Source organism: Methanobrevibacter sp. V14 (assembly GCF_963082475.1).
Lineage (GTDB): Archaea > Methanobacteriota > Methanobacteria > Methanobacteriales > Methanobacteriaceae > Methanocatella.
The window spans coordinates 179,174-203,885 of record NZ_CAUJAM010000007.1 but is presented as its reverse complement, the minus strand read 5'-3'; the positions used below and the strand labels follow the sequence as shown (position 1 = coordinate 203,885).

The window sequence follows — 24,712 nt, the reverse complement described above, 5'->3', positions numbered from 1 at the left end:
ATGTTATGGACGGACAAATACCGGCCACAAGAATTAGGCCAAGTGGTTGGTAATAAAAAAGAGATTAAAATAATCACTGATTGGGTTAGCAGTTGGAAAAATAACGACCCTCAAATACCCTTGCTTTTAGTTGGACCACCAGGCATTGGAAAAACAACACTATCCCAGATTATTGCAAAAGAATTTTCAGAATATATTGAGTTAAATGCTAGTGACAAACGTTCACAAGACGTTATTAAAAACACGATCGGCGAATCATCAGCAGCAAGATCATTATTCGGCGACGATTATAAATTAATTATTCTTGATGAGGTGGATGGAATTCATGGAAGTAATGACCGTGGAGGAGTAAGAGCCATTGGTGAGATAATTAAAACTTCACACCATCCGATGATTTTAATAGCTAATGATTTTTATTCTAAACGTTTGCAATCCATTAAACCTAAATGTCAAGTTATTAAAATGAAAAAGGCCAGATGGAATTCTATATCTGCACTTTTAAGAAAAATAGCTATAGCAGAAGGGGTTGATGTTGAACCTGGTGCATTAAAAGAAATAGCCACCAAATCACAAGGAGATGTAAGGTCAGCCATTAATACATTACAAGCGCTTTCAGATAAAGACAATACTCTGAAATCAAGTGACATTGACAATATAATTACAAAAGATACACGTTCAGATATATTCAATGCAATAACCGGTGTTTTAAAAAGTAAAACTCCCGCTCATGTAAAAGAAGCAATGTGGATTGAAGAAGACCCTACACTAGTAATGGAATATATTGCTGAAAATATCCCAAGAGAATACCAGAAAAAAGATGAAATTAAAAAAGCATACGATTATATCTCAAAAGCTGATGTTTTCTTTGGAAGAACACTTGCAAGCAGGAACTACGGTTATTGGAAATATGCAAGCGATTTTATGGGAATTGGCGTAAGTAACTCCAAACATGAAACCTATAAAAAATTCACAAAAATCCAAACCCCAACTATCTTTGGATTAATGGGACGCAACCGTGGGAAAAGAAACTTAAGAGATGGAATTGCTGAGAAAATGTCAGTTAAACTCCATGTGTCACATTCCATTGCCATTTCAATGTTTCCCTATCTTGAAATAATGTTTAAAAATAATGAGCTTGCCTGGGAAATCAGCGACTTTTTAGAACTTGATGATGCGGAAATCAAGAGATTTAGATCAAGAAAGATACCTAAAAAGACTGTTGAGAAAATGGAGAAAAGAAAAGCTCAAATGCGTGTTGAAGAACGTGACAGGCATGCAGAAGAGCTTAAAAATCAAATGATAGATGTTGTTGAAGAAACTCCTGAAGATACATTGCCATTTGAAATTTCAGACAGCACTACAGCAGAAGATACTGTTCGCGAAGTTGAAGAAGAAAAAGCTGAAGAGAAGAAAGACAAAAAGAAAACAGATAAGCAAGTTTCACTTTTCAGCTTTTAATTTTTTATTTTTTAAATCTACAAACTCGGCAGCGGTTAATACATTTTCCCTATACTGCGGAGCAACATTCTGTAAAAATTCACTGAATGAAATAGCTAATTCATCCTTATTTTCACAATCCAATAATTCTTGATTATCCATTTCTAAAAAGGAATTTATCCAATCTATTGAAACGTTAATTAATGGATAAATTTCATTATCCTCTTTAGTTAAATTCAAACCTTCACCTTTAAAAATGCCCTCGAAAATATTGTTAACCTCATCATCCAAAATCAAAGGATTGACTTTTAAATCATGAACCCCGCCATATACCAGTTTAACGCCATATTTTCTGGTGTACGGTTCTAGCAATAGCTCAACCATGAAATTATCTTTAGGCATTAAAATTACAGATTCGGGCTTTATTTCATCAGACAGCACTTTTGACGATTTATAACATATTTTTTGGAATAGTTTATTTCTAACCACATCAATTTCAGGGTATTTTTTTTTAAATGTTTTTTCACGTGTTCTTGAGAACTTTGAAAATCTCAAATTATTGATGTAGATTTTCTGAGGAGTATAAGATATGAAACGAGTATCTACCCCTATCATCTTTAAATATTTTAGTACATCTTTTTTAGATGATGAAAATTCCTCTTCATCACTTGTTAAACCTGAAATATCAAACATCAAATCCATATTATCATTCTAAATTAATTTTTTTTCTTAAAGCTTCCTCCATCACGTCAACTGGAGCATCACATCCTGTCCAAATTTTGAAACTTTCCGCTCCCTGATAAAGCAACATTTTAATTCCACATACCGGTTTTGCACCGGCCCTAATAGCTTCTTTAATCAATACCGTTTCATTTGGATTATAAACCGCATCAAATACAACCAAATCCTCATGCATATCCTCTGCAGTGACAATCGGATTATCCCCAACATGAGGATGCATCCCAATTGGAGTTGTGTCTATTAAGATATCTGCATGTTTTATATAATAATTAATTCGATTTATTGAATCTGCACAAACATTATCCGTCAATTTTGAATTTAAAACATCCCTAGCTAACCTTTGAGCGTATTCAACATTTCTATTTACTATGGTTAACTTGCTAGCCCCATATTTTGCAATGTAAAATGATATGGCTCTTGAAGCGCCTCCTGCACCTGCAACAACAACATTTTTATCTTTAATTGATGTTACTTCTCCAATTGCTTTAATAGCTCCAATTCCATCAGTATTATATCCCTTCATCTCTTCAAAATCAATTGTATTAACCGCGCCGATTAAACTAGCTATTTCATCAATTTCCTCCAAATACCTGACAACATCGATTTTATGAGGAATTGTAACATTTAATCCTTTAATATTTAATGACCTTGCTCCCACAATAGCTGATTTCAAATCATTAGGATTGACATCAAATGCAACATATGCATAATCCATATTCAAATCACTAAAAGCAGCATTGTGCATAGGTGGAGAGAAACTATGTTCCACAGGATGACCTATCAAACCTACAATATTTGTACTACCTTTAATATTCATATAATTATAGTTTAGATTGAAAATATAAATAATTTCTCAAAAATTATATTAAAAACAAAGAATAGCTCCTAAAGGTTCAATTAGCCCATTCTTCACCTAACCATATATGTTGATAATGAAAAGCGGCAAAGAAAATATTTTTGAGATAAAAATAACTATTAATTCAAAATATTTAAGCTTACCCATCATGGACATAAGAGCTATTTCCTAGATAACCCTATACTTACACATTGTTTAAAGCTTTTTAAATCAATATGATAAATTTACAGATGCAAATCACCACGTGAAAAGTTTTTCACCCATCCAGAAAAATAAATCCAAACAAAGATTATATAACTTTGTATACACAAACTTTAATTATAATTTATTATTCACAAGGAGAGCGAACATGGAATTTACAAGACCAAGAGGTACAAGAGATTTTTTATTTGATGAAATGAGACAAAGAAAACAAGCTGAAAGTACCTTAAGAACAATATTCGAAAATTACGGTTATCAAGAAATTAAAACGCCATTATTTGAAGAATTAAAGTTATTTACCACCAAATCTGGAGAAGAAATTGTAGACCAGTTATATAATTTTAAAGACAAATCCGACAGGGAACTGACATTAAGACCAGAAATTACAGCTCCTGTTGCAAGATTATACCTTAATGAACTTGAAAAAGCTTCCACCAAACCTATAAAACTTTATTACTATGGAAGTTGTTTTAGATACGAAAGACCGCAAAAAGGAAGATTCAGACAATTCTGGCAATTTGGTTGTGAATTAATCGGTGCTAAAACACCACAAGGCGAAGCTGAAGTTATTGCATTATGTTCGGATGCAATCAAATCCCTTAGAATCACCACCGCTGATGTTAACATTAACCACCTTGGAATCATTAGAGGATTATTTAAACACTTTGAAATTTCAACTGAAACCCAAAGGGAAATCATGGTCATTATTGATAAAGGAGACAAGGACCTCCTAATTGCATCTTTAAGTGGAGACAAAACAGTCATTGATAATGATGAATTAAATCAAATATTGTTAAAACTCATTGACCTTGTTGGGGACAGATACATTATTGACTATGTTGAAGAGTTAATAGCGCCATATGAAGAGTCACAAGATGCATTGAATGAGTTAAAAGAATTAATTGACCTTTTAGAAGCTTTCCAAGTTGAAAATTATACTTTGAACCTGGGGGTTGCAAGAGGACTTGATTACTATACCGGAATTGTATTTGAGATTTATGTTCCAGAACTTGGTGCACAAAAGCAAATCTGTGGCGGAGGATCATACAGCCTTGTAAAGGTCTTTGGAGGTCAGGAAGTAGAATCAACCGGTTTTGCACTTGGTTTTGATAGGCTGATGAATGCCATTGAAGAGTTGGCTGAAGTTGAAGAACTTCCTTCACACTTGGATGTTTTCGTTGCCCCCATTGCCAAAGACGTTAGCGTTAAAGCGTTTGAAATCACACAACTCCTGAGGAAAAATGGCCTCAAAACAGATGTTGATTTGAATGCCAAGAAATTTAAGAAGTTAATGAATTATGCAGATAAAATTAAAGTTCCGAAAATAATTATTGTTGGTGCAAATGACCTTTCAAAAGGCAAGGTAACCGTTAAGGATATGGTTACTGGCCAACAGGAATTGGTCAATATTGAAAATATTGTAACTTACTTGAAAGAGGATTAAAATGAATATAAACTTCAGACATGAAATTAATGGCGTTAAAGTCATTACTGCAATTGCACAGGATGTCAAAACCAATCAGATATTGATGGTTGCCAATATGAATAAAGAAGCTTTAGCAAAAACCATTGAAACTGGCCGTGCACACTACTGGAGTGGCTCAAGGAATCAATTGTGGATTAAAGGAGAAAGATCTGGACACTTCCAAAAGGTACATGAAATCCTTGTTGACTGCGATATGGACGCAGTTGTTTTAAAGATAACACAAACCGGTGCAGCATGCCATGAAGGTTATAGATCCTGCTTTTTTAGAAAATTAAATACAGAAAATACAATCAATACCGATGACATGCAGGAAGAGGATGTTGAAATAATTTTAGAAAGACTTGTTAACCCAGAAGACGTGTATTAAAATGAAATGCATAATACCAGACACCAGTGCGGTCATTATAGGTGCAATAAGTAAAATAATAGAAGAAAATGACTTAGATTATCCTGAAATTATTGTACCTGAAGCAGTAGTTTGTGAACTTGAACATCAGGCAAATAACAATAGATCTGAAGGCAGAAAAGGATTGGCAGAACTTCAGAAATTGCAATCCTTGCAGGATGAAGGGGAAATAGCCATTAGCTTTAAAGGAAAAAGGCCAAGCAATTACGATATTAGATATGCTAAAAGTGGTGAAATTGATAGCATTATCCGGGATATTGCAAGAAGTGAAATGGGAACACTTGTCACTAACGACAAAGTACAGGCTGAAGTTGCAAAATCTCAAGGAATTCCAGTTTATTTCTATGAACAAAAATACATTGAAAGACCGCTTTCAATTGAAAAATACTTTGATGAAAATACAATGTCCATTCACCTGAAGGAAAATGTAGTTCCAATGGCTAAAAAGGGAACCCCCGGACATGTTGACTTTGAAATACTTAATGAAAAACGCTACAGTTACAGGGAACTTAAAGAAATTGCTGATGAAATTCTGGATAAAGCAAAAATGGATCCTAAAACCTATCTTGAAAGTGATAAAGAAGGTTCCTATGTTGTCCAGTCACGTGAATATAGAATTTCAATAGCTTATCCTCCCTTTTCTGAAGCATTGGAAATTACAATTGTAAGGCCTGTAGCAAATATTGATTTAAATGAATATCATCTATCCGATAAACTTTTAGAGAGAATTAGAACAAATGCTGAGGGAATACTTATTTCAGGTTCTCCCGGAGCAGGCAAATCAACATTTGTACAGGCCATTGGTAAATATTACTCATCAAAATTAAATAAAGTTGTAAAAACAATGGAATCACCAAGAGATTTGCAATTACCTGATGAAATAACCCAATATGCTCCTCTAGAAGGAAATATGGAAAATACTGCTGATGTATTATTACTTGTAAGGCCAGATTATACTATTTATGACGAGCTGAGGAAAAATAGTGATTTTAACATTTTTGCAGATATGAGGCTTGCAGGTGTTGGAATGATTGGAGTTGTACATGCAACTCGCCCAATAGACGCGATACAGCGAATAGCTTCAAGAGTTGAGCTTGGCGTAATCCCGTCAATTGTAGATACAAGCATTTATATTGAAGATGGGGAGATTAGGAGTGTTTATGAAACCAAAATGACCGTTAAAGTTCCAACAGGTATGAAAGAAGCTGATCTTGCAAGACCGGTTATTGAAGTGAGAGATTTTGAAACAGGCAAGCTTAAAAATGAAATTTATACCTATGGTGAGCAAACCATTGTTATGGACATGGATTTAGTAAATGGCAGTTCCCCGGAAGAGAATCACAAATCCTCTGTTGATAAAATAGCAGAACAGGAAATCTTAAGAAAAGTTAAAAAACTCATACCTAAAAGAGCCAAAGTAGATGTTGAAGTAATATCTCCCGAAAGGGCGAACATTTACATTCCAGAAGAGTTCATTCCAAAAATCATTGGCAAAAGTGGTAAAAGGATTGCCGAAATCGAAGAAAATATTGGAATAAGTTTAGGAGTTGAAGTTATTGAATCCAAACCAATCAATAAAGCTCCATTCGAAGTGGACATTATCCATACCAAAAAACAATTAATTTTAGAACTTGGACGAGATAATGGAAGAAAAAATTTTGATATCCAAGTTAACGGAGAGTACCTATTAACTGCAACCACATCTAAAAAGGGAGAAATTAAAATTAAAAGAGGAATAGAATTGTCTGATTTCATCATCAATGCAATTGAAATGGGATTGGAAATTACAGCTATTCAAAAGGGATAATATGAAAATCGGAGCGTCAACATTAGCAGGAATAAAATATAGTTTAGAAGATACTTTGGAATTTATCGAAAATCTAGGACTCGATTATGCTGAATTAGTTCATCAATTCCCAGAAGAAACAATAGATAGGGAAGTGCTTGAAAGTTTTAATCTTAAATATACAATTCATGCACCATTTATGGATGTTAATATTGCTAGTTTGCAAAATCAAAGTAGATTAAATTCGGTCAGACAAATCAAAGACTCTATAGATTTGGCAAATAGAATTAATGCAGAAGCGGTTGTTGTCCACCCTGGAGTTACATCATATTTACCAAATAAATACTTTAAAAATAAAGTGGACAGTTATGCTAAAGAGTCAATGGTTGAACTTGGAGCATATGGTGAGGATTTAGGAATTTTAACAACATTTGAGAACATGCCGGCATTTGAAAGTATGCTTTTTGAAAATGTTAATGAATTGGCCGATTTTCTTGAAAGCAATGACCTGTATATGACATTAGACATTGGTCATGCAGTCCATGCAGGACATTCCCCAGACGAGATGATTTTTGATTCTATTAAACACATACATATCCATGATAATTTTGGTGATGATGACTCTCACCTTGCATTAGGTGAAGGCTCAATTGATTTAAATCATATTGTCAGTGCATTGGAGGATAAAAATTATAATGGCATCTACATCATTGAAGTAAATGATTACGATTCCATTGAAAATAGTTATGAATATATGAAAGAGAACTTCTAGAGAAGTTTCTTTTCTTTAATTTCATTTTCAAAATAGAGATATTTTGAATCAATGACTTTTCTAATATCCCTAGCTGTTTTTTTACCTATACCTTCCACTTCCTGCAGGTCACTTTCAGAAGCATTCATAATATTTGATACAGTTCCAAAATGTTTTAATAAGTTTTTAGCATTAACCGGACCAATATTAGGCAGGGATTCAATAATAAACAATTGTTGCTCCATTAAACTAACTGGTTTTCTATCTGTCCTAATTTGAATTGGAGTTCTCTCCCCATTTTGTTCACGAACAGCTATTCTTTTTATCATGGCTGCAGTATCCTGAGAGTTTCTTGTAGGAATAATGCTAATTCCAAAATCAATTGCAATTGATGCCATTGATCCCCTAATAGCATTTGGATTGATCATACCATTATACAAATCATCACCTTCAAGGATTAATATTGGATGTTTAAACTCTTCAGCCAATTCTTTAGCTTGTTTAAACAATCTTTTATCAATAATTGAGTCGACAAAATCCTTTGCAGTTTTTCTCTCAATAGCTACCTCATCACTTACCTGATAATCAGCAACAGACATAGAACGAACCTTAACATTAAGTTCCATTTCAGTCAAATGCCTAATCACTTTGGAATTCCCTTCACGAGAATCAGCATAAACAACGGGAAAATCATTTTCTTTTTTAGGCCTGTCAATTACCTTTATACTAGTTTGGTTTTCCATTCTCTCAATTGCTGATGCATTTAATTCCTCCAATACCTCAGGATCAATTAATTGGTTTTTCATGTTGTCTTCTTTTCTAATGCTTGACCAATAATAAGCTTCATCACGAGTTCCTTCTGTAATCAAGATTTTTACACGACCGGTTCTTTTACGGCCGGTTCTGCCACGACGTTGTATCATACGCACTTCAGAAGGTACTGGTTCATACAGCACTACTAAATCAACGGCAGGAATATCAATACCCTCTTCAGCTACACTTGTTGAAAGCAATACATCATATTCCCCCATTCTAAATGATTTAATAATTGCTTTTTGTTGTTTTTGAGTAAGACCTTTTTCACCGTCCTTTGATGCTTGACCAAAGAATTTAACCGATTTAATCCCTTCTTTTTCAAGTTTCTGATGTATCATCTCAAGTGTATCGCGGTACTGTGTAAATACAATAATTTTAGAAGCGTGTTCATCATTTTTATCTTCAAAACGAGAGGTTTTGAGTTTAGTTTGGCCATCATCACCTAATTCCTGTTTAAGGATTTTAGTTATTTCACGTAGTTTTGGATGTTCCCAACCATGTTTTTCAGCTTCCCTTGCAAGTTTGACAGCATGTGAAAAGTTATCATCCCACATTAAAGATTTAGCCGCTTTTGTTTTTTTCTTACGCAAACGGTCAACATATTTATTAAATGTTTGAATTCCCTGAGTTTCTATTAGTTCCTGAGCATGCTGAACATTGATTACAGCACTTAAAATAGATATTGCCCTAAATAATTCCTTATCAGGATTTGTTGAGCGAGCTATTTCACTTTGAACTTTCCCTCTTGTCTTTAAGATATCAACTTTACCAACAGAAACCGTTTTAATAATGCCCATATTTTTTAGAGCCTTGAGTCTTACTTTTAATGATTTATCAACATTTTCTTTAATTTTTAATAGCTCAGAGCTCATCTTAATTTTAACCCAATCAATATCCACTGGATTAAAGTAAGGTTTTACATCAGGGTCATCTTCAGTTTTAACAACAATATTCTGAATATACAGATTTTCACATACCTCTTTGATTTTGTATTTATCCGAACCTGGAGAAGCAGTCAATCCCAAAATGAGGTTAAATTTAGATTCTTGAATATATCTTGATGCCAAGTATACGTAAGAATAAGATCCAATTCCATGATGGCATTCATCAAATACAATTAATGAAACATTACTTAAATCATACCTGCCGTTTAATAAATCTGATTCAACGGTTTGTGGAGTTGCACAGATGATTCTTGACTCTTCCCATTTTTTAACACGCTCATCTGTTGTAACAGCTCCGGTTATTGAGCTACATGGAAGAGCTATGAAATCTTTAAAACTTTCCTCATGCTGAATTGCCAAAGGTTTTGAAGGGGCTAGAACTAGTACTTTTGAATTTTTGACCTTGTTTAGTCTGTCAGCGGCGACCAAAATAGCCACAATTGTTTTACCTAATGCTGTAGGTGCAACAACCATAGTATTTCCTTTTTTTAATACATCCCCTGCCAAAATTTGTTGATACAGACGTGATTCAATTGCATCTTTTCTCAATAATGGATGATTAATATAACTAGCCATAATAAAACCTAAACCCTTTTCTATTAACATATTGTTTTAAGTATTATTAATATATTAACAGAGAGCATTTGAACAGTATTGATGCTTACTAAAAATTGCTGGTAAAGTAGAATTAACAGACCCAATTGATTTGAAACAAAAATTAATATATGCAAATGAATTAGATAATATATCAAACAGCCGATAACTCCACTTTTGAAGTGTTCACCATTCCAGAAAAGCTGCAATAGTGATCAGATTTCCTCCTAAAACTTGTGAATCATAATTCAAAAACAATAGATTTGAATTTGGTGGCAGCCTCACCAATAGCTATTACCATTTCACAATCCAAATTCAATGCTTTTCTTAAACCATCCTTAACCTCCTGTTTGGAAGCTCCCAATGTTCCTGTTTTTTCAAACTCATCAACATGATTTAAAAAGATTCTGTCATTTAATTTTGGATTATCCTTTAATTTTTCAAGCGCAATTTTTTGTGAAGCTACAGAAGCCGGAACAATGAATTTTGAGAATTTTAAAACACTATTAAATATATCCAAATCTCCAGCATAACCTGACTCAGAAGATACGGTAATGACAGTGGTAAAGTCACCGAATAACTTTTTAAATTCTTTTAAAACTGTTTCTACCCCTGCAGGATTATGTGCATAGTCAACGAAAATATCTTTTCCTTTAACTTTACCGACCTCTTCCATTCTTCCACTTACACCATTGAAACCAGCAATACTCGGTAATATTTTATCATATGGAAGATTTAAAAATTCATGGGCAGCAATTATGACTCCAGTTAAGTTATAAACATTATGAAGACCGTCAACACCCATTTTAACTGTTAACTTTTCAGTTGGAGTATGCAAATCGAATGTCCTGTTAGTTAAATCAACATTGGTCGCAATGTAGTCCACCTGAGGAGTTGTTATGCCACATTGACAGAAGTAATATCCACAACCGGAAATGATTTCCTTAACAGCGATCTCCCGTCCGCAAACGCATTCCTTCATACCAATTGAATCTGGAAGTTCATCAACTCCAAAGGTTATAATCTCCCCTTTAAAATCAAGTTTTTTCAAAAGGCCGACAATGGTTGGATCCTGACCATTGACAATTAACTTGCCAATTCCAAGCTCCTTAATGAATTCCCCTTTAACGTTAGCATAATCCATGAAGCTTCCAAGGTCATTTAAATGGTCTGGAGTAATGTTTGTAATAATGCCTCCAGACATTTGAGTATTATTAACTATTCTTCCAACAGTTCCAGGAACCCCAAATGTTCCAACTTCAATAATAGCCACATCTCCATTTAATCTTGACTGTAGAATTGGGATATATTCTGCATTACCCTGCATCCCTTCAAGATCATGTTCACATGGCTTTATCCCATTATCATAAGCAATTTTTTTAAGCAGTGATGTTGAGGTTGTTTTCCCATTAGTTCCGGTAACTCCGAATACTGGCTTTTCAGGTTGTATCATCTCAATGACATCAGTTAATTCCAAAATTGGTTTTTCACAATTTTTAATTATTTCAGAATCCTTTGATAAGCTTGCAGGAGGAATAATGACATCTGCCTTTTTAAAAAATGATTCAGGAGCTTTACCATAAAAGACTTCAATATCATAACCTTCCAGGGATTTTGCAAACAGGCAATCCTTTTTGAATGATAAATCAGTTCCTATAACATCATATCCTCTTTGTTTTAGGATTCTTGCAATCAGATTACCGTTTGCACCGCAAACACCTATTATTCCGAAGGTTTTATTTTTATTCATATTTTTTACTTCCCATTTCAAGTCCTTTCATGATTTTATCAACAGTAGTTAGTCTATCATATGCTATAAGTGGTCCCATATGCAGAATAATATCTCCAGATTCGGAATATTTTAATGTTTCCTGAGCAGCAACTTGAATATCGTCAACAGCTATCTTTTTAATATTAGGATTTGTTATTGCATCTAAAATCTCATGAGCCGCTTGTATTTCAACCTTCTGAGTTACTTCATTAAATCCACTAGCTATTACAACCTTAATGTTATAATTACTTATTAATTGACCAACTTCCGCCTTGTCCCTTACAGATAATGTATCAAAATGATCCAAGAACAACACTACATTTTCATCTTCAAAGTAATCAAGAGTGATTTTCATCCCATCATATAAAAATGCGGAATCCAAAATTACTTTTCTCCCATTGTAGATGCCAACATCTTCCATATGTGCCGGCAGACCTTTAAACACAGTTAAAGCATCAATTATGTCTTCTTTTTTAATGCCATATGTTAGTGCTACAGCACTTGCTCCGACAGAATTTTCAAAAAAGTAGCTCATCATGTGGAATGGCGTAGTAAAAGAACCATCTTTATAATGCACAGTTAAGGATTCATCCCCAACACTACCTTTAAAATCAACATCTTCATCCAATGCATAATATAATGCATCCTTTCTTTGAGGACTAATGATATCAAAACATGAGTTGTTTGCTATAAATGTTTCGCTCATGGACTCCAAAACTAATTTGCGTTGCCTGTATAATTCAAGTGAACCTCCAAACTCGGACAAGTGATCCTCAGCGATATTTGTTAAAAGACCTATCTTAATATCCAAAGAATTTAAAAGACCGATGGTTCCATGAGGAAGTTCAAAAATTGCAACATCACATTCCTGAGCTTTACCTTTGACAATGCCATCAACAATGGCTTCTGAAACTAAATTATTAACAAGTGATGAGCAAGCCCATACTTTATATCCCGCTTGTTTAAATAGGCTTGTTGTGATAAATGTAGTGGTGGTTTTACCCATTGTTCCTGTTATTCCAACAATGTCTGCTGGAATTAAATCATTGACAATTCTAGAGAATTTTTCATTGGTTAAAACTTTTAAATCTGAACTCTTAATTTTTTGAGCTATTGGAGCAGAATCCGGCAAAGTGGGAGGCATATAAACAGCTTCAAAACCTTCAATGGACGGGCCTTTATTGGCCATGTCTAACTTAACACCTTCTTTTTCCATTTCAAGTAAGCTTCTTTGAAATTCAATTTTAAATTCTGAAATATCCTTTAAATCAGTTACTGTAACATCATGGCCTAAAAAATTAAGTAATCTTGCAACAGGCCGACTAGCATTTCCAGCGCCAACAACTAAATAATTCATAAATAGTATCCTCACAATTTCTAGTTATAATGTATAGATTTCATTAAATTTAAAGTTTAAATTTTTAAAAAAATAGAATTGGGAAAACCTATTCGAATTGAATAAGGTTTTCTACATCATTATAAACAACATCAAGTCCGCACATTGATGGAACATAGTTTGCTGCTTTTGCCGAATTTACACCGATTACTTCAAAGCCCATTTCTTCGATAGGAGCTACAACCATACAAGTGTCACATACAACATTTCCACCTGCATCTTCAATTATTTTAGTGTAACCCATCCTATCAGCAGTTGCTTTTACACTAACCGAGGTGCAAATCCACAATTTATTTTTAATGGTTTTGCCTTGGACAATAGTTGCTACTTGTTTAATTTCTTCAAGTGATGCATGAGGACAACCAAGACAAATTAAATCAGGCTGGCGATCAGTTGTTGTTAATTTCTGACGAGTTTCAGCAATTTCCTTATCAGAAATAAACATTATATCCTCAACATCTTCTTCGCCTGCAAGATTATATTCCGGAGTCACATCATCCACATGATAAAGTGCAACTGAACCTGAAGATGCAAGTGCTGCACCTAAAGTTTTTAAGTCATTGTTGTTTGGAGTGTTTTGTAGTTTAAAATAAGGAACACCCCCTCCGACAAATTTACCAATAACATATCCCAATGCACCAAAATCAGCACCACTTAATTCAGCGGATACATTAACAACCAAGTTTGCTTTCCGATTTTGTTCCAAATGGAATCCGTAAAGTGGAGTTTTACCCACAATAGCTGCTGCAAGAGCCGCTGGACCACCTTCACGATTAGTACGAGCTCCAATAACTGAATTTACATATGCAACAGCTGAAGATTCAGACCATGAAACATGGTCTCTGAATCTTGGAACATTGCCAACCAAATATGGAGTACAAGTACAAGTTTTAGAAATTCCCAATTCAGCATAAGCATCTACAATTTCATTTTGTTTAACTGCAAAGTACTCTGGAAACCCTAATTCTTTCCAATTATCTAAATCAGTTCCAGGAGGATTTAAAGAAGCATTTATAACTGCTTTTCCAGATCCATCACTAGCCAAATCCTGTAAATACTCTAAACCTGCATCTCCGATTGTTTTATAAGAAACGCCTGATACTTGAGCAGAAGTAATGTCAACTAACTTAGAAGCACCATAAATATCCCCCAATGCAACAAGAATATCCATACTTTTTCTAATAGTTTCTCCATACTCCCCATCACACATTTCTTGCTCTTTTTTTGTTAAAAACATATTAATCATTACTTAATTGATATTCAACCATCTCATCAACTAAGTGTAGGAAATTATCTTTAGCCTCATATGGTATCATGGCACCAGCCGCAATATCATGTCCTCCGCCAGTTCCATTGAAATTAGCAGAAGAATCTCTTAATGCCTGACCTAAATCAACACCCCTTGCAACCATGTCACGAGTTGTTCTGCCGGATATTTTAATATCATTATGAAGGTGTGACAATCCCATAACTGGTTTTGAATTATCCAATAGTTGAACAGAAAGACCAATACTTGCAATAGTACCCATTACAGATTTTAATACTTTATCTTCCGAGTACAAGTATTGAATAGATTCCAATTGTTGAGCTCCTTCACGTTTAACCCATTCAAGGCCTTTAACAACTTGATCACGATATTGACGTTGGAGTTTTAAAGCTGCATCAAGAGCTTGTTCACGTTCCCCAAGTGCAATACTTAAACCAAGACCTTGTTTTTTATTCTTGCCACATGCATCAAGAATATAAGAGTATTCCTCTAAATCCTTAAGCATTGGTGTTTCTTTTGGAAGAGTGTAACAATCTCCAAAAATTTCAGGATTAACACTGATTAAAGCTTCTTTCAATAAATCTTTTTCCTCATCTTCCAAGTCTGTGAATTTGATACCATAAGACAAATTCATTTTTTCTAAAAATTCCTGAGAACCTTCCAAATCACCACTTATTCCTGGAAGAGGTGGTGAGAAGGTGTAAGCTAAAGATTTATAAATAGGTTCTGTTGCTTTTGATACGATTTTCAAACCTTCATGAATTTCGACATTTCCACTTGCAATAGCATCATCAAGTATTAATCTGTTAATACCTGTAAAACCGTTTTGACCTTGCATATCACCAAATGCTCCAACAAGAGCAAAATATGCCAAGTGTTTTTTGTCCAAATCACGAACCACAAGATAAGCAGAACCCGCACCACACAAATCTCTACTGCCATCAATTTCAAATAAATGAGGGTTGATGTGGACAACATTACTATCAGATTCAGTATCATCCACTTGATGGTGGTCAGCAACTATAACATCATGTTTATAAGTGTTGAATTCCTTAATAAATGAACTTCCCATGTCAGAGAAAATAAATAAATCATATTTTTCACTTCTAATTTGATTTACAATATCCTCTTTTAAACGTGGAACAAGAGTAGTGTGGAATTGAACATCCTCCTCCTTTAAAGCATTAGCTATAATTGCCGCAGCCGATATGCCATCAGCATCGTTGTGAGAAATTAATCTAACAACACTATCATTGTCAATATGCTCCTTAAGCATATTGGTTGCTTCACTAGATCTATTTAACAAGGAGTGCTGCTTCTTTTGGATTATATCTCCAACCTTCTGGTAAAGCACCTTCATTTACATAATAAGATGCTAATTTTCTAATCCTAGCTTCAATAATGGTCAATCCTCTTTTAGAATGTAAATCTTTAGGATTTTCTTCCAAGTGGTCTCTGATGTTAACCGCCCTTCTGATTAAGTTTAATAAATCTTCCGGGTATTCGCCAGCTTGACCATTTCTTTTTAAAATTTGAGTGATTCTCTCACCAGTTACATCATTAACTGATGGAATTCCATATTGATCTCTTAAGATAATACCTATTTCAGAAGTGCTTTTACCTTCTCTGTTAAACTTTAAAATCATTTCTTCAATTTCTTCATCACTATAAGTTACCCATTCTGGTCTTGACATAATATAACCTCTATATATTCTTTTGGATAAGCCCAATAAATATAAAATTCACTCTTTAGTAGAATACCATTTGATAAATTTCTCTAAAGAATTTTTTCTATGTGAAAATTGGTTTTTTTCATCAGTTGTAAGTTCTCCAAATGTTTTACCCTCGCCAGGGACATAAAAAATTGGATCAAAAGCAAATCCTAAATCTCCTTTTTCTTCAACTGCGATTTCACCTTTGACTTTGCCTAAAAAGATCTTGGGCTCAGAATTGGGGGCGCAGTACCCAATAACTGACCTGAATTCGGCATACCGGTCAGAGGAATCTGCTAATAACTTTAAAATTCCTTGATTGCCTAGAGTATCCTGAACATAATGGGAATAAGTTCCAGGAAATCCATTTAAAGCTTTAATGAATAAACCAGCATCTTCAACAATCACAGGTTTTCTTAATTCATGACAAGCATATTTTGCACCTGATATAGCCACTTCCTCAAGGCTTCCCTGAGGTTCCGTGTAACCTAAATCAATATGCTCTAAAGTAATGTCATAATCTTTGAAAATATTCTCTGCTTCTTTTACTTTATGTTCGTTACCAGTTATAAATGTTATCATATTTTTAATTATAATAGTAATTTTTATTATATCTTTGCTTAATTAATGTGTATATCTTCCACGAGACTCGATGTCATTAATTGTTTTAAAGATAAATTCATCCCCATAACCTTTTAAAACACAATTAAAGAATTTGACCGCCAATTTATAGTCAATACTTTGCAAAGATTTTTTTAAGACAAGCAAATCAACAGCCTTATCTTCCTTTAGTTGAGAGTATCTTCCAAGGCCAAAATCAATGAAAACCAGTTTATCCTCCTGCAGCATAATATTTGAAGTGGTAATGTCCCCATGAATAATATCGAATGCATGAAGTTTAGCTATCTCACCACCTATCTTAAATGCCAAATCCTCATCAATTACGTCTTTAACCATTACTCCCTTAATCTCTTCCATGACAATGGCCTTTCTTGCTAAATCAACATCGTACAACACAGGAGTTTTAACACCTGCACGTTTAGCATCAGACAATAACTTAGCTTCTTCCCTGCATCTTGCTTTTCTAATTTTGCCATCAATTTCAGAAATCCTATAACCTTTTACAATACGGTCTTTAATAACAGCTTTTTGGCCTAAATATTGACTTTTGACAATATTTGATTCTGCACCTTTAGCTATTAAGTCATCAGACAATTTTAAATAACTTTTGCTATTATCGATCCATGGAATATCCACTTCATCAGTTCTAAATTTCTGAATAATTCCAGTTTGGGATAAATCCATCGGTCCAAACTCATTACACATTAAAAGACCTAGCCATGCAATCATTACACCATTATCCCCACAAAGTTTCATTTCAGGCATGTAAAATTTAGCACCATGCTCTTCCGACATTGTTTTAAGCATTTCACGTAATCTTGAGTTAGCTGACACTCCACCGCACAACATCACTTCATCTTTTTGAGTGTGAGACAGTGCACGCTCTGTTACCTCAACAAGCATTGAAAAAGCAGTTTCCTGAAGTGAAAAACAAACATCCTCCATAGGAGTTCCTTTTTGAGCTTCCCTAAGTGCTGCAGACAGCAATCCTGAAAATGAAAAGTCCATACCTTTTACAATATAAGGCAAATCAATATATGAACCTTTTTTAGCCAGTTTTTCAATAACAGGCCCTCCGGGATGTCCAAGACCGATTTCACGACCAAAGTGATCAAGGCAATTTCCAACGGCAATATCTAAGGTTTCACCAAATATCCTATATCTTCCACTTTCATGAGCAATTACCTGACTGTTTCCACCACTTACATATAATGAAACAGGATTAATTGCACCAGTGTCAAGTTTTCCAACTTCAACATGACCAATGCAATGGTTAACTCCAATGATTGGTTTTTTAAGTGATAATGATAAGCTACGGGCAGAAGTTGCAACGATTCTTAAAGCCGGGCCAAGACCAGGCCCCTGTGAAAATGAAATTAAATCAATATCAGAATAGTCTAAGTCCGCTTCTTCAATAGCCTGCGGTATTAATTTAGGAATCCATTCTGCATGATGTTCAGCAGCAACTCTTGGATGGATGCCTCCTTCTTCTGGGAATAGCTGCTTTCCAGCCATAGCTAAAATATTACCATCACTATCAACGATGCCTATACCAGTTTTTTCTGCAGTTCCTTCAATGCCTAAACTTATCAAAACAATCAACTAAAAAATTTAATTAATTAATTATTATAATTCCAAAATATAAAAATATTTTTTAAATTCAAAATACAAAAGTTAAAATATGGGATTTTATAGTGCTAATACATTAGAACAGAAAAGAGTCAAACAATTGACTGGTGATATTAACATAAATGACATGTTTAAAAACGAATGTGCAACAAGAGGAATACCTATTTACAATGCATACAATATTCAAAAAAGGTTAATACACGAAATAGAACAGGAAGAGTTGATTGGCATTGATAAAGTTGATGAAAGATTGATGGAACTTTTAGAGGAGAGAGGGAAGAATAAAGTAACTCACAGATATGTGGATTATGTATCAAAAGAAGATAGTGCTTCAAGAGGATCAATACCTTTAAAACAATCCCCAAGTAGTTCGTTTCCTCCAAAAGATAAAATAAAAATCCCTCCAAGAGCAAGAGATGGGCAAACATTTAAAACTGATGATGAATTATCACAAGAAGAGATGTTAAAGAAAATCATGCTCCAAAACAAAAAAATTATTAATCAAAATAAGATAATTATTGATTTGTTGAAAAAACAAGGTGAAAACAATGATTGATGGAATAACCACATATGGTTCAACTGAATTGATCGAAAAATTACAAGAAGTAGAAGAGGATACCGTATTTTTACTCAACATAGGGACAACAGAAACCTCTAAAATTGAAGGAATTTCTGGAGCTGGAGCTAGTGCGGAATTAACTGAATATACACCGGCGGCTGATGTTGAATTTATGGTATTAGGTGAAGTAAGATGTACAGAAACTGCTGCTGAAACCGTTGTTGACGGAGCATCTGCACCAACCCCTGCAAGACTTACAAAAGCAGCACTTCAACTTGCAAATATCCCATTTGTTATTATTGATGCAGGATCCAAAATCAAACCAGATGTTGAATATGTAAGTTTTGGAAAAGAATACGGAAGAGACATTAGAACTGGAAAAGGTATTTTAAATCCCCTAGAAATTTTTGAAAATGGTAAGGATTTAGGTGGGGAATTATCCCAGAGACATGAAATGTTAATCATCGGCGAAAGTATTCCTGCCGGAACAACAACCGCATTAGGAGTCCTAAAAGCCTTAGGTTATGAAGCTAATGAAAAAGTAAGCGGCAGTATGCCATACAACCCCCATGATTTAAAATCAGAAACTGTTGATGAAGGATTGAAAAATGCCGGAATAACCCCCGGTGAAGCAGATGCGATGCAAGCTATTGGTGCTGTAGGTGACCCGACACTTCCAGCTATTGCAGGATTAGTTTTAGGTTCTGATGTTCCAATCATATTAGCAGGAGGAACGCAAATGGCTGCCGTTTGTGCTATTATAAAATCCATCCAACCTACTTTTGACTTTTCAAGAATCAACCTAGTAACTACGGTGTTTGTTGCAAATGATGAAACTGCAGATTTATTCGGCATATTAAAGCAAATTGATGACAATATTACTGTAAATGTAGTTGACCCGAGATTTGAAGAATCACAACACGAGGGATTGAAAAATTATTTAACCGGATTTGTTAAAGAAGGTGCTGGAGCAGGCGGGGCAATGTTTGCAGCATTAGTGTTAGGAAATTCAGTTGAAAGATTAAGAAAAAAAATAGAAAAAGTATGTAAATAGAGATTAATTCAAATCTCTATAATTTTTTAATTTTAAAAAATATGGGCAATTGAACCCATAAATACTATTAAACCCATCAACCAGCAATAATAAGCAAAAATATCCAGACTCCTATTTTGTATTAAATCAAGCATCCATTTAATTGCGAGATATCCTGCGATAATTGATGCAATAAAACCTAAAAATACAGGTAAGAAGTTTGCATCCATTGTAGAACCAATATCCTTAGCCTGTAACAGAAAAGCACCTAAAATAGCCGGTATTGATAATATAAAACTGAATTTTGCTGCAAATTCTTTATCAAGACCTATTGTTAAACCTGCAGCTATGGTTGTTCCTGAACGTGAAAGACCAGGCAATATTGCACATGCTTGACCTAATCCCATGAATAATGCTTCTTTTTTTGTAATTGTATCATAATTAACATTGCCACTAGTCATTCTTTGAGACAAGAATAATATAGTACCAGTTACAAATAAAAAGAATGCCGGAACATACAATGCACCTGCAAATAATGCATCGACAGAATTTTCAAATAACACCCCTACAACACCTACAGGAATTGTTGCAAGAATTACATACCATGCAAGTCTTTTATAAGGATCCTCCATAAAACCCTGCTTGAATCTTCCTTGAAGGATATCTCCAATACTTAACCACCAAGATTTAAGCATTTTATAAATATCCCCTCTAAAGAACCATAATACTGCAATTAAAGTTCCCAAATGAAGAAAAATATCAAAAGCAAGAGAGCTTTCAACACCCAATAACTTTTGAGCAAATACCAAGTGTGCCGAACTACTAACTGGTAAAAATTCAGTTAATCCCTGAACAATACCGATTATTATTCCTTGAATTATATCCATAATTTACACCACTTAGATATATGATAACCAACCATATTTATCTTCAGACTTGCCTTCAACTAAATCAAAGAAAGCAGTTTGTAATTTTTCAGAAATCGGACCTCTCTTACCAAATCCAATAGTCCTGCGGTCGATTGAACGAATAGGAGTGATTTCAGCTGCAGTCCCTGTGAAGAATACTTCATCTGCAAAGTATAATCTTTCCCTGGAAATTGTTTCTTCAACAACTTCATAACCTAAATCAGCTGCAATAGTCATGATTGAATCCCTTGTGATTCCTTTAAGGTTAGATGATGACATGGACGGAGTGTATAATCTTTCCCCTTCAACTAAAAATATGTTTTCCCCACTACCTTCTGAAACATGTCCCTGATAGTCAAGCATGATTGCTTCATCAAATCCATTATCTATAGCTTCCAATTTTGCAAGTTGGGAGTTCATGTAATTAGCTCCACATTTTGCAAGTGTTGGGAAAGTATCCGGAGCCGGTTTTCTCCAAGAGGACACACCAATATCTACACCATTAGCCATACCTTCTTCTCCAAGGTATGATCCCCATTCCCATGCAGCTATTGCAACATTTACCGGACATCCTAATGGGTTTACACCAAGTTCTCCATAACCCCTAAATACAATTGGACGTATGTAACATCCATCGAGGTCATTTACACGGACAGTTTCTAAGATTGCTTCTGCGATTTCATCTTGTGTGAATGGAATATCCATCTTATATACTTTTGCTGAGTCGAATAGACGTTGAACATGTTCCTCTAAACGGAAAACTGCTACTCCATTGTCATTTTTATATGCACGAATTCCTTCAAAAACGCTAGTTCCATAATGAACTACATGTGAAAGTACTGAAATATTTGCATCCTTCCAGTCAACTAATTCACCATCAAACCATACTTTTGTTTGCTTGTCATCCCATGCCATTTTATCACCAGTTTATTTATTTATTTTTAGTAAGTAATAAAATTTTCTTAGAGGCAATTTGAAAAATAGAAAAGTATATATATTAGTAAATTCATAACATTGCTTGTTGGTTCCGTGGTCTAGTGGTATGATACCTCCCTTACAAGGAGGGGATCACGAGTTCGAGTCTCGTCGGAACCACTTGATTTCTATTTTTAAATGATATTTTCACTTTTAGAGCATTTTTTACCTTCCATATCATTTATAATGATTTAACATGAAGAATAAGGTTATTTAAGTTAAATAAATTTGTTTTAATAATAACTGATTGTTTAATAAAAATATAACAAAATAAGCAGTTAAAAAACAAATAATAAAATTTAAATACATTCTAGATTAAAATTTTAATTATCAAATAAGGAGATTAATATTATGGTAGTAAAAATTGCTATTATTAAAAGTGGGAATATTGGTACATCCCCAGTAATTGACCTATTGTTAGACGAAAGAGCAGACAGACCAAATATCGATGTAAGAACATTTGGATCTGGTGCGAAAATGAATCCTGAACAAGTAGAAGACGTCGTGCCTAAAATAGACGATTTCAAACCAGATTTCGCAATTTTCATAAGCCCTAACCCAGGAGCACCTGGACCAGCTAAAGCAAGAGAGCTCTTATCTGCAAAAGATATTCCAGCAATTATCGTTGGTGATGCACCAGGTAAAGGTAAAAAAGATGAAATGGACGAACAAGGTTTAGGTTACATCATTGTAATGTCTGACCCAATGATTGGTGCTAAAAGAGAATGGCTAGACCCAACCGAAATGGCTATTTTCAATGCTGACATTTTAAAAGTTCTCGCAGAAACCGGTGCTTTAAGATTAGTACAACAAACCATTGATACTGTAATCGAACAAGCAGAATCTGGAGAAATCGAATTGCCAAAACTTATTGTTACTGCTGAAAAGGCTGCAGAAGCTGGCGGATTTGAAAACCCATATGCAAAAGCTAAGGCTATTGCTGCATATGAAATGGCTGGATCTGTTGCAAACTTAGACATGAAAGGTTGTTTCATGACCAAAGGTTTCGAAAACTTCATTCCATTAGTGGCTGCTGCTCATGAAATCGCTGCATGTGCTGCTAACTTAGCACAAGAAGCAAGAGATATCGAAAAAGCAAATGATACTGTTTTAAGAACCCCACATATGAAAGAAGGAAATCCTGGTTGTAAAACAAATTTAATTTCAAAACCAGAATAAGTAGCAAACTTTGCTACTTTCATTTTATTTTTTTAGTTTAAAGTGTCTAATTTTATAAAATAAGTTAAAAAGATAGCAAACCCACTATCCATTAATCACAATATGCCTTTTGTAGAAGGTATTTGATCATGCTCAATTTTAATAGCTTCTTTTAGAGATTTAGCGAATGCTTTAAAAACAGCTTCCGCCTTGTGATGATCGTTAACCCCTTCGACGGCACCATAAATATTTAATTTTGCTGATGAAGCAAAGGATTCGAAAAAATGTATTACAATATCAGAGGTCATGTCTCCGATTTTTTCGTTTTTAAAGTTTAAAAACATGTTGCAATAACTACGTCCACTAATATCGATTGCGACAGTCGATACTGACTCATCCATCGGAACAATTGCATGAGCCATTCTTTTAATACCTTTCTTATCACCAATAGCTTCAAGAAAAGCTTCGCCTAATAAAATTCCAACATCTTCTATAGTGTGGTGATCATCTATTTCAAGATCCCCTAGTGCTTTAACATCCAAATCAATCATTGAATGTTTGGAAAACGATTCTAGCATGTGATTGAAAAAGTGTATACCAGTTGAAATATTGTAAACTCCAGTTCCATCTAGATTCATTTTAATTTGAATATCTGTTTCTGATGTTTTTCTTGAAACATTTGCAATTCTAGTCATAATCTAACCCATTAAAATATTAATTTTAGCTTCAATAATTTAGTCTTCTTCACCTGGACGTATGATTTTAATACAGTCTGTAGGGCATTCCATAGCACATAGTGTGCAAACGTGACAATATCTTAAATCCAATATACGTGCAACTCGCCCCACTTTCCAAATTTTAGCTCCTTTAGGACAAATCTCCTCACATTTTCCACAACCGATACATTTATCTTCATCAACTAAAATTTGTAACATTAACTACTCCCTCTTAAATGTTATAATTTCAAAGTTGCAACAGACATAGCTTTAAATCCCAGGTAAACTGATTTACCGATGTTTAGATTTAATTCTTTTTCGGCTGATACAGTAATATCACAACATAATATAACCCCACCAACATTGACTTTAACACGAATAATCTCGCTTTCAAGTCTCATTTCAATTATCTGACCTTCTAAAATATTACGGATACTGGAAGTTTGTGGCTCTAACATTAAAAAAATATTGTCATAACTAATTAAAGCTAATATCCTGTCGCCGATTTCGTAATTTCTATTTAATGGAGCATTAATCTGAAATTCTTCATTTTTAATTGTCATTATGCCCTTAGCATCCTTAATATCGACAACTTCAGCTTCAATTTCATTAACATCTTTATGGAGTTCCATAATAGCATTAATCTTTTTACATTCTTTTAAGATAGAATAACCCTCTTCAGTTAATGAGGTTCCTCCACCTCCGCCTTTTCCACCTTTTGTAGTAGTTACAACTTTAACATCGAGTGTTGATTCAATTTTATCAATATAATTTAATGCAGTCCTATAAGAAACATCGATTTTCTTAGCCGATGCAGTTAAAGAACCGGTTTCCAATATAGATACAAGTAAATTGTATTTTTTATTATCTAATAAAAAAGAATTGCCATCGACATTAATTTTATATTCAACACCTGCACTCACATCAGTCATTATAAATCCCCGAAATA

General features: G+C 34.2%; 23 protein-coding genes and 1 tRNA gene. 9 read left to right on the top strand and 15 right to left on the bottom strand.

The window, feature by feature from the left end; translation table 11 throughout:
- Nucleotides 1-1,458: a replication factor C large subunit gene (locus tag Q9968_RS05005; RefSeq protein ID WP_305514068.1), complete on the top strand. Its 1,458-nt coding sequence runs from the start codon at nt 1-3 to the stop codon at nt 1,456-1,458.
- Here Q9968_RS05005 and Q9968_RS05000 read toward each other — a convergent pair.
- Together Q9968_RS05000 and Q9968_RS04995 are read right to left on the bottom strand one after the other, a co-directional pair.
- Nucleotides 1,441-2,139, bottom strand: a complete 699-nt coding sequence (locus tag Q9968_RS05000; RefSeq protein ID WP_305514066.1) for an ATPase — start codon at nt 2,137-2,139, stop codon at nt 1,441-1,443. The genes Q9968_RS05005 and Q9968_RS05000 overlap by 18 nt on opposite strands.
- Nucleotides 2,140-2,143: 4 nt before the next feature.
- On the bottom strand, nt 2,144-2,995 hold the full coding sequence (locus Q9968_RS04995) for a shikimate dehydrogenase (protein ID WP_305514064.1): 852 nt from the start codon (nt 2,993-2,995) through the stop codon (nt 2,144-2,146).
- A gap of 388 nt (nt 2,996-3,383) precedes the next feature.
- Between Q9968_RS04995 and hisS the strand changes: the two genes are divergently transcribed.
- Genes hisS through Q9968_RS04975 form a run of 4 tightly spaced genes read left to right on the top strand, consistent with a single transcriptional unit; the run spans nt 3,384 to nt 7,685 of the window.
- Nucleotides 3,384-4,679, top strand: a complete 1,296-nt coding sequence (gene hisS / locus Q9968_RS04990) for a histidine--tRNA ligase (protein ID WP_305514063.1) — start codon at nt 3,384-3,386, stop codon at nt 4,677-4,679.
- A gap of 1 nt (nt 4,680) precedes the next feature.
- On the top strand, nt 4,681-5,088 hold the full coding sequence (gene hisI, locus Q9968_RS04985) for a phosphoribosyl-AMP cyclohydrolase (protein WP_305514061.1): 408 nt from the start codon (nt 4,681-4,683) through the stop codon (nt 5,086-5,088).
- 1 nt (nt 5,089) lies between these two features.
- Nucleotides 5,090-6,934, top strand: a complete 1,845-nt coding sequence (locus tag Q9968_RS04980; RefSeq protein ID WP_305514059.1) for a PINc/VapC family ATPase — start codon at nt 5,090-5,092, stop codon at nt 6,932-6,934.
- A gap of 1 nt (nt 6,935) precedes the next feature.
- Complete coding sequence (locus tag Q9968_RS04975) at nt 6,936-7,685, top strand: sugar phosphate isomerase/epimerase (RefSeq protein ID WP_305514057.1); 750 nt, start codon at nt 6,936-6,938, stop codon at nt 7,683-7,685.
- Here Q9968_RS04975 and Q9968_RS04970 read toward each other — a convergent pair.
- The 8 genes from Q9968_RS04970 to Q9968_RS04935 all read right to left on the bottom strand — a co-directional run bounded on the left by Q9968_RS04970 (nt 7,682) and on the right by Q9968_RS04935 (nt 18,387).
- Complete coding sequence (locus Q9968_RS04970) at nt 7,682-10,000, bottom strand: DEAD/DEAH box helicase (RefSeq protein WP_305514365.1); 2,319 nt, start codon at nt 9,998-10,000, stop codon at nt 7,682-7,684. The two genes, Q9968_RS04975 and Q9968_RS04970, sit on opposite strands and share 4 nt — an antisense overlap.
- Nucleotides 10,001-10,259: 259 nt before the next feature.
- A complete protein-coding gene (locus tag Q9968_RS04965) occupies nt 10,260-11,768 on the bottom strand; it encodes a Mur ligase family protein (protein WP_305514055.1) in 1,509 nt (502 codons plus the stop codon).
- Nucleotides 11,761-13,146 (bottom strand): Mur ligase family protein, encoded by a 1,386-nt coding sequence (locus Q9968_RS04960; protein ID WP_305514053.1) that lies wholly within the window; start codon nt 13,144-13,146, stop codon nt 11,761-11,763. The genes Q9968_RS04965 and Q9968_RS04960 overlap by 8 nt, the downstream gene beginning before the upstream one ends.
- An 88-nt stretch (nt 13,147-13,234) precedes the next feature.
- The gene (locus Q9968_RS04955; protein ID WP_305514051.1) at nt 13,235-14,422 is read right to left on the bottom strand and encodes an aconitase X catalytic domain-containing protein; all 1,188 of its coding nucleotides are present in this window, start codon (nt 14,420-14,422) and stop codon (nt 13,235-13,237) included.
- 1 nt (nt 14,423) lies between these two features.
- Nucleotides 14,424-15,758, bottom strand: a complete 1,335-nt coding sequence (locus tag Q9968_RS04950) for a DHH family phosphoesterase (RefSeq protein ID WP_305514049.1) — start codon at nt 15,756-15,758, stop codon at nt 14,424-14,426.
- Nucleotides 15,748-16,146: a 30S ribosomal protein S15 gene (locus Q9968_RS04945; protein WP_305514047.1), complete on the bottom strand. Its 399-nt coding sequence runs from the start codon at nt 16,144-16,146 to the stop codon at nt 15,748-15,750. The genes Q9968_RS04950 and Q9968_RS04945 overlap by 11 nt, the downstream gene beginning before the upstream one ends.
- A gap of 48 nt (nt 16,147-16,194) precedes the next feature.
- A complete protein-coding gene (locus tag Q9968_RS04940; RefSeq protein ID WP_305514046.1) occupies nt 16,195-16,746 on the bottom strand; it encodes an XTP/dITP diphosphatase in 552 nt (183 codons plus the stop codon).
- A 42-nt stretch (nt 16,747-16,788) separates the two neighbouring features.
- A complete protein-coding gene (locus Q9968_RS04935; protein ID WP_305514044.1) occupies nt 16,789-18,387 on the bottom strand; it encodes a bifunctional N(6)-L-threonylcarbamoyladenine synthase/serine/threonine protein kinase in 1,599 nt (532 codons plus the stop codon).
- A 79-nt stretch (nt 18,388-18,466) separates the two neighbouring features.
- Between Q9968_RS04935 and Q9968_RS04930 the strand changes: the two genes are divergently transcribed.
- Nucleotides 18,467-18,970 (top strand): hypothetical protein, encoded by a 504-nt coding sequence (locus Q9968_RS04930; RefSeq protein WP_305514042.1) that lies wholly within the window; start codon nt 18,467-18,469, stop codon nt 18,968-18,970.
- A complete protein-coding gene (cobT, locus tag Q9968_RS04925; protein ID WP_305514040.1) occupies nt 18,963-20,027 on the top strand; it encodes a nicotinate mononucleotide-dependent phosphoribosyltransferase CobT in 1,065 nt (354 codons plus the stop codon). The genes Q9968_RS04930 and cobT overlap by 8 nt, the downstream gene beginning before the upstream one ends.
- A 32-nt stretch (nt 20,028-20,059) precedes the next feature.
- On the opposite strand, the gene Q9968_RS04920 is transcribed toward cobT, so the two are convergent.
- Together Q9968_RS04920 and Q9968_RS04915 are read right to left on the bottom strand one after the other, a co-directional pair.
- Nucleotides 20,060-20,893: an undecaprenyl-diphosphate phosphatase gene (locus tag Q9968_RS04920; RefSeq protein ID WP_305514038.1), complete on the bottom strand. Its 834-nt coding sequence runs from the start codon at nt 20,891-20,893 to the stop codon at nt 20,060-20,062.
- A 12-nt stretch (nt 20,894-20,905) separates the two neighbouring features.
- Nucleotides 20,906-21,829: a branched-chain amino acid transaminase gene (locus Q9968_RS04915; RefSeq protein WP_305514036.1), complete on the bottom strand. Its 924-nt coding sequence runs from the start codon at nt 21,827-21,829 to the stop codon at nt 20,906-20,908.
- Nucleotides 21,830-21,937: 108 nt separating this feature from the next.
- Between Q9968_RS04915 and Q9968_RS04910 the strand changes: the two genes are divergently transcribed.
- Both Q9968_RS04910 and Q9968_RS04905 read left to right on the top strand, forming a co-directional pair.
- Nucleotides 21,938-22,009, top strand: a tRNA-Val gene (locus Q9968_RS04910).
- Nucleotides 22,010-22,240: 231 nt separating this feature from the next.
- Complete coding sequence (locus Q9968_RS04905) at nt 22,241-23,068, top strand: F420-dependent methylenetetrahydromethanopterin dehydrogenase (RefSeq protein WP_305514033.1); 828 nt, start codon at nt 22,241-22,243, stop codon at nt 23,066-23,068.
- A 95-nt stretch (nt 23,069-23,163) separates the two neighbouring features.
- Here Q9968_RS04905 and hisB read toward each other — a convergent pair whose 3' ends face one another.
- Genes hisB through Q9968_RS04890 form a run of 3 tightly spaced genes read right to left on the bottom strand, consistent with a single transcriptional unit; the run spans nt 23,164 to nt 24,695 of the window.
- Entirely contained in the window at nt 23,164-23,742 is a 579-nt protein-coding gene (hisB, locus tag Q9968_RS04900) for an imidazoleglycerol-phosphate dehydratase HisB (RefSeq protein ID WP_305514032.1), read from the bottom strand.
- Nucleotides 23,743-23,781: 39 nt separating this feature from the next.
- Nucleotides 23,782-23,982 (bottom strand): 4Fe-4S binding protein, encoded by a 201-nt coding sequence (locus tag Q9968_RS04895; RefSeq protein ID WP_305514030.1) that lies wholly within the window; start codon nt 23,980-23,982, stop codon nt 23,782-23,784.
- Nucleotides 23,983-24,002: 20 nt separating this feature from the next.
- A complete protein-coding gene (locus Q9968_RS04890; protein WP_305514027.1) occupies nt 24,003-24,695 on the bottom strand; it encodes a TOBE domain-containing protein in 693 nt (230 codons plus the stop codon).
- Nucleotides 24,696-24,712 lie beyond the last annotated feature (17 nt).